The sequence below is a fragment of the Pseudoalteromonas sp. AS71 genome, assembly GCF_038900275.1.
Taxonomy (GTDB): Bacteria; Pseudomonadota; Gammaproteobacteria; order Enterobacterales; family Alteromonadaceae; genus Pseudoalteromonas.
In genome coordinates this window covers 180,845-187,885 of the sequence record NZ_JBBMQZ010000007.1, presented here as the reverse complement: position 1 = coordinate 187,885, position 7,041 = coordinate 180,845, and the positions used below count along the sequence as shown (strand labels likewise).

6 protein-coding genes are annotated in these 7,041 nt (G+C 41.5%); all 6 read right to left on the bottom strand.

Translation table 11 applies throughout. The annotated features are described in order from the left end of the window. Positions 1–205: 205 nt before the first annotated feature. On the bottom strand, positions 206–388 hold the full coding sequence (locus WNY98_RS07575; RefSeq protein WP_024597674.1) for a hypothetical protein: 183 nt from the start codon (positions 386–388) through the stop codon (positions 206–208). Between the two features lie 324 nt (positions 389–712). Continuing rightward, positions 713–2,248: a lysine--tRNA ligase gene (gene lysS / locus WNY98_RS07570; RefSeq protein ID WP_024597675.1), complete on the bottom strand. Its 1,536-nt coding sequence runs from the start codon at positions 2,246–2,248 to the stop codon at positions 713–715. A 26-nt stretch (positions 2,249–2,274) separates the two neighbouring features. Next, a protein-coding gene (gene prfB / locus WNY98_RS07565) for a peptide chain release factor 2 (protein WP_139016071.1) occupies positions 2,275–3,373 on the bottom strand; the annotation gives its coding sequence in 2 pieces (ribosomal slippage) (positions 2,275–3,297 and positions 3,299–3,373; 1,098 coding nt in all). A gap of 143 nt (positions 3,374–3,516) precedes the next feature. Next, the gene (gene recJ / locus WNY98_RS07560; RefSeq protein WP_342877531.1) at positions 3,517–5,238 is read right to left on the bottom strand and encodes a single-stranded-DNA-specific exonuclease RecJ; all 1,722 of its coding nucleotides are present in this window, start codon (positions 5,236–5,238) and stop codon (positions 3,517–3,519) included. A gap of 81 nt (positions 5,239–5,319) precedes the next feature. Continuing rightward, entirely contained in the window at positions 5,320–6,048 is a 729-nt protein-coding gene (gene dsbC / locus WNY98_RS07555; protein ID WP_076925107.1) for a bifunctional protein-disulfide isomerase/oxidoreductase DsbC, read from the bottom strand. Between the two features lie 63 nt (positions 6,049–6,111). Further along, positions 6,112–7,038, bottom strand: coding sequence for a site-specific tyrosine recombinase XerD (xerD, locus tag WNY98_RS07550; RefSeq protein WP_024590718.1), 927 nt, complete (start codon positions 7,036–7,038; stop codon positions 6,112–6,114). Positions 7,039–7,041 lie beyond the last annotated feature (3 nt).

Below are 7,041 nucleotides of genomic sequence, written 5' to 3'. Positions count from 1 at the left end.
ATTCGAACCCTCGATAGAGCTACAAACTCTATACTCCCTTAGCAGGGGAGCTCCTTCGGCCACTCGGACACCTCTCCGTCTTGTGGGGCGTATAATAAAGATTTCAGAAAATATGTCAAACACTTTTCTACCAAAAACGACTATATGGTTATAGATTGCACATATGCTTGGTTTAAAAGTGTAATTAGTTTGAAATTTAAGCGGGTTACGCGTTTTTATTTGAAGGATTAACACCTAGCACGGGAACTAAGTCATCAGTTAACTGAGCCAAATACTGTTCTTGGTAACCTAACTGTTGAAATTCAGCAATACAAGCACGGTAATAAGCATTTCGTTCTTGCTCTGATGTGCCCTCTTCTGAAAAATCATCTACTCGTTTGTCTTTCATACTATTATTCTAAGTCCTTTAAGAATCTATACTTAAACTGCTAAATACCAAGCAGTGTAAATTTCGTGCGTATTCTAGCTAAAACCTTTACATAAATACAACATATGTTTAAAAAACAATCATACTAAAAAGTTATAGCACTGTTAGTTTTAATATTAAAAACTGCCAATAACAATAAATTAGTGAAGCTGAATTGCACATTAACCAGCACTAATAACTACATTTAATTTTTAGTGTAGTACTTATTAATTAAAATACTAATACAAAATAAAAAAACGCCGCTATTAAGCGGCGTTTATTAACTTACTTTGTTCTACCCAAAGCTTAGTCAGCTTGCGGGCGCATATGCGGGAACAAAATAACGTCTTTGATTGTAGATGAGTCAGTAAACAACATTACTAAACGGTCAATACCAATACCTTCACCTGCAGTTGGCGGTAAGCCGTACTCAAGTGCGCGTATGTAGTCTTCATCGTAATGCATTGCTTCATCATCGCCTGCGTCTTTCTCTTCAACTTGGCGTGTAAAGCGCTCTGCTTGGTCTTGTGCATCGTTAAGCTCAGAGAAACCATTTGCAAGTTCACGACCGCCAACAAAAAATTCAAAACGGTCGGTAACAAATGCATTTTCGTCGTTACGGCGTGCAAGTGGAGAAACTTCCCACGGGTAGCCAGTAATAAACGTAGGTTGAATAAGCATGTGCTCTGCTGTTTCTTCAAATATTTCACACAAGAACTTACCTGGGCCCCAAACACAGTTTTCAGGAATTTTAACGTGCACTTGTTTAGCGTACGCTTTTAATTCGTCAAAGTGGTTTTCTGGGTCGTTAAATACCGCAGCATCAAACTCAGGGTTATATTTTAATATTGCGTCCGCCATGCTTAAACGTGTAAACGGTTGGCCAAAGTCGTATTCAACTGAGTCAATTACTTCGCCGTTTTCGTCTTTAGTTGTATTAACTACAACTGCACTACCTAGTACGTTTTCTGCAACCGTACGAAGCATGTCTTCGGTGATGTTCATCAAATCGATGTAATCAGCGTATGCTTGGTAAAATTCAATCATTGTGAATTCTGGATTGTGACGCGTAGATAACCCTTCGTTACGGAAGTTACGGTTAATTTCGAATACACGGTCAAAACCACCTACCACTAAGCGCTTTAAGTAAAGCTCAGGCGCTATACGTAAGTACATGTCGATATCAAGCGCGTTATGGTGAGTTACAAACGGACGCGCAGATGCACCGCCAGGTATAACCTGTAGCATTGGTGTTTCTACTTCCATAAAGTCACGGTCTGCTAAAAAGCGACGAATGCCTTCAACTACTTGTGAACGGATGCGGAATGTTTCGCGCGTTGCTTCGTTAGTAATTAAATCAACGTAACGTTGGCGGTACTTTGTTTCTTGATCTGATAAGCCATGGAATTTTTCAGGCAACGGACGAAGTGACTTAGTTAATAATTGGTACTCAGTCATTTCTACGTATAAATCGCCTTTACCCGATTTATTTAATGCGCCTTTAACACCAATAATATCGCCAGTGTCTAGCTGACCATATTTTTCTTTAAGATCTTTTTGAACATCTTTAGATGCATACGCTTGTACGCGACCTTTCATGTCTTGAATTACAAAAAACGGTCCACGCTTTGCTAAAATACGGCCAGCGATAGACACAACTTCTTGCATCTCTACTAATTCTTCTTTGCTCTTATCACCAAACTGGGCTTGCAAATCAGCCGTGTAATGCTCACGACGGAATTGGTTTGGATGACCGTTGGCTGGGCAATTTTCGCGTATAGCGTCTAACTTGCCGCGACGCTCAGCGATTAACTTGTTTTCGTCTTGGATTTTATCAGTCATTTTTTAGCTCTTTATTAGCTTGGTGGTTATAGGCCAGATTTAAGGCTGGCTTCAATAAATTTATCTAAGTTACCGTCAAGTACCGATTGCGTATTGCGGTTTTCAACGCCTGTACGTAAATCTTTAATGCGTGCGTCATCAAGTACGTATGAACGAATTTGACTACCCCAACCAATATCAGACTTAGCGTCTTCTTGCGTTTGTTTTTCAGCATTTTGCTGTTGTAGCTCAAGCTCAAATAATTTAGCTTTTAACTGCTTCATCGCTTGGGCTTTATTTTTATGCTGTGAACGCTCGTTTTGACACTGCACTACGGTATTTGTTGGTACGTGAGTGATACGAACCGCCGATTCGGTGGTGTTAACGTGCTGACCACCCGCGCCCGATGCACGGTAAACGTCTATACGCAGGTCTGACGGATTCATATCAATTTCAATGTTATCGTCAACTTCTGGGTATACAAACGCAGAAGCAAATGAAGTATGACGACGACCACTTGAGTCAAATGGGCTTTTACGTACTAAACGGTGCACACCTGTTTCGGTACGTAGCCAACCGTAAGCGTATTCGCCAACAAAGCGGACAGTTGCGCCTTTAATACCGGCAACATCACCGTCGGTCGCTTCAACCAGCTCAACTTTAAAGCCTTTAGCCTCGCCCCAACGTAAATACATACGAAGTAAAATATTACACCAGTCTTGTGCTTCAGTACCGCCAGAACCTGATTGTAAATCAAGGTAAGCATCGTTTGAGTCATGAGGACCCGAAAACATACGACGAAACTCTAAACCTTCTAACTGTCCGTTTAAATCAGCAAGCTCAGTTTGCGCTTCAACAAAGGTATCTTCGTCTTCAGCTTCTACAGCTAGCTCAAGTAAGCCTTCAACGTCGTCAGTACCGGCTACTAGGTTATCGATTGTTTCAACAACCGCTTCTAATGCTGATTTTTCACGGCCAAGCGCTTGTGCGCGTTCAGGCTCATTCCATACGGCTGAATCTTCAAGCTCGGCGTTAACTTCTTCTAAGCGTTCTTGTTTAAGAGCGTAGTCAAAGGTACCCCCGAAGCAATTCAGTACGTTCGCGAATTTCCTTGATTTGATTAATCACAGGATTCACTTCAAACATGTACATCACTCCAAAATGGCTAAGTAATTGCGCCCCTTTAAATGGGATTTTCGCAATAAATTATCGTCAAATGATAAAAACGCCCGATTTTAACAAAAAACCGCGCGCTTTATTAGCATTTTATGCATGACATTACATATTTTTTAATGCACTTTTTCAAGCTCTCTAACTATTAATTGCAGCGTAAATTTACCTCTAAACTCATTTATATCGAGCTGATACGCTACTTTCACAAACTTGGCCTCAGTATCTGGCCACTCTTTTACATCAATACCAAAAGCAATGGCATCAACTAATCGACCAGATTGGTGCTTTAACACGAGCTTTAAATGCTTTTCGCCTACTATGCGCTGCTGTATTACTTCAAAGGTATGCTCAAACACCGGCTCAGGAAATTGCTGACCCCACGGGCCCGATTGCTTTAATAGCTGGGCAAAATCCATTGTAAAGCAGTCGTTTGGCAGCTCGCCGTCGGTAAACACAATGCAGCGCTTACTTTCTTCACTCAGTTGCGCGCTAACTGCGGCATCAAACGCTTTTTTAAAGTCGTTAAAATGCTGCTCGTTAATACTTAAACCAGCGGCCATTGCGTGACCACCAAATTTATTAATTAAATGTGGGTCGGCGGTATTAAGCCCTTCGAGTAAATCGCGCATGTGCAGCCCTTCAATAGAGCGGCACGAGCCTTTTATTTCACCATTTTCGCCACCAGCAAATATAACGGTTGGGCGGTGATATTTTTCTTTTAAGCGACCAGCCAAAATACCAATAACACCTTGATGCCAATCGTCTTGAAACAAACAAATAGCATCAGGAATGTTACTATCGCTAAATGCGAGCCTATCAAGCACGGCTTGCGCCTCAAATTGCATACCTTGTTCTATTTCGCGCCTTGCAAAGTTTAAGCTATCGAGCTCGCCCGCTATACTACGCGCTTGGTTTATATCGGTGCTAAGCAAGCACGCTATACCCAAACTCATGTCGTCTAATCGCCCTGCTGCATTCAAACGCGGCGCAAGCGAAAAACCAAAATCACTGGCACTTAAACGGGCAGCATTACGATTTGCCACTTCAATAAGCGCGGTAATACCAGGGCGTGTTTTACCACTGCGAATACGTGCTAAACCTTGATGCACTAACGTACGGTTGTTCGCATCAAGTGCGACCACGTCAGCAACCGTACCAAGCGCTACAATGTCGAGTAAGTTAGCTAAATTAGGCGGCGGTTGCTGCTCAAAATAACCTAAGTCTCGCATTACGCTTCTCAGTGCTATTAATAAGTAAAAAGCAACGCCAACGCCAGCAATGGATTTAGACGGAAAATCACATTCATGCCTGTTTGGGTTTACTATTGCATCGGCATTTGGCAGCTGCTCACCTTGTAAGTGGTGATCTGTTACCAGCACTTTTATGCCAACCGCTTTTAAAATATCAATACCGGCAATACACGATATGCCGTTATCTACGGTGATCACTAAATCAGGTTTTATTTGTACTATTTGCTCTGCAAGCGCGGGACTTAAACCATAACCTAAGCTAAACCTGTCAGGAATTAAGTAATCTAAATGCTTAAAGCCAAACATCTCAAGGCCTTGCATTAAAGTTGCAGTACTTGTTGCGCCATCGGCATCAAAATCGCCAACTATTAATATTTGGCTTTGCGCTTTTAATGCTTCAATTAATAAGTCGCTGGCTTTGTCGATGTCTTTAAACAATTTAAAGTCGTGGAGCGTCGCTACGCTGTTATTTAGCTCTTCGGCATTGAATACATTGCGGTTAGCATAAATTTGTTTAATTACAGGGTGTAAATTACTCGGCAGATGCGAGTCGTCAACGTTTTCACGCGCAATGATTAGTTTTTTCATGCAGAGTTTTAACTTATTGAGTCGTATTAAAAAGACAAAAAAAGGCCATTAAGGCCTTTTTAATAATAACTAAGCGTTTAATTACGACGCTTTGTTAGCTTCTAATGCTGCTTTTAATGCTGCTGCTGGCTGGTAACCAGGGATCATCGTACCATCTTCTAAAATAATAGCGGGTGTGCCGCTAATACCAAAGCTTTGACCTAGTTGGTAATGCTCTGCAACCGGTGCGCTACAGCCTGCAACTACTTTAGTGCTTGTGCCCGATTTAGCTTCTGTTAGTGCTTCTTGCTGATCGCGTGCACACCATACGTTCATTAAATCTGCGTAACCTGAACCTTGTAAGCCACCACGTGGAAACGCTAAGTACTTAACGGTAATACCCGCATCAAGTAAATCGTCTAACTCGCGGTGTAATTTACGACAGTAACCACAGCTAATATCGGTAAATACAGTAATACTGTGTTTTTCGTTTGGCGCTTTGTACACAATCATCGACTCTTCGTATTCTTTAATACCTTCAACACGCACGCCATTTAATGCTTGCTCTGTTAGGTTATTACGATTATTTAAATCAATTAACGTACCTTGCATTAAAAATTGACCATCTGGACTTGCATAGAGCACGCCTTTATTAGTGATCAATTCTTTTAAACCAGCTACTGGACTTGGATTAATTTGCTTTACAGTTACACCAAGCTCGGCAAATTTAGTAATAATAGGATCATTAGCATCTGGTGTTACAGCAACGCCATTTGCAAATGCACTAATACTTGTGCACAACATGGCACCTGCTAACATTAATTTTTTCATAACTTCTCTCTATCCTAAAAATACTTAATATATTGACCGGCTTAATGATATTTACTTTCAAACTTACGCACGCGGATGATGCTCTGCGTGTACCGACTTTAACCGTTCATTGGCAACATGGGTATAAATTTGCGTCGTTGATAAATCGCTATGGCCCAACATCATTTGTACCACACGTAAATCTGCCCCATGATTTAATAAGTGCGTAGCAAAAGCATGGCGCATAGTATGGGGCGATAAAGGAGACTCAACTGCTGCCAAAATAGCATAGTGTTTAATTCTATGCCAAAAGGTTTGTCGCGTCATGCCTACTCCGCGTTTAGATGGGAACACAAAATCGGTGGCATGTTTTATCATTTGCGCACGCCCACCCTTTAAAAATTGCTCAAGCCAATACATGGCCTCTTCACCCAGTGGTACTAACCGCTCTTTATTACCTTTACCTTTTACAAACACCACTGCTTGGCGCAAATTAATTTGCTCCATGCGCAGTCCAACAAGCTCACTTACACGCAAACCCGTTGCATAAAGTAGCTCTAGCATGGCCTTATCGCGCAGTCCCATAGCTTCTTCGGTGTTAGGCGCATTTAATAATGCCTCAACTTCAGCTTCTGAGAGTGTTTTAGGTAACGACTGCCCTGCTTTTGGCTGAGAAATATTTAGCATGGGGGTGTCGCTAATTAGTTTTTCGCGCACAAAGTACTGATAAAAACGTTTTAGCGCACTAATACTACGTGCAGTACTGCGTGGTTTTAAGCCTAAATCGACTCGATGCGCTAAGTAACTTTCAACATCAAGCCCTGTTACCGTCATTAAATTTTCGCCTTTTAAAAATAGGCAAAACTTGTCTAAATCACTGCGATAAGCACTTAATGTGTTTTCGCTTACGCCTTGTTCTAAGTACAGGCTATCTAAAAAGGTTTCTAGGTAGTCGCTATTACTGCTCATACTGCTGTTATTTTCAAAAGAATCGTCAGATAGCGTTGTCACATT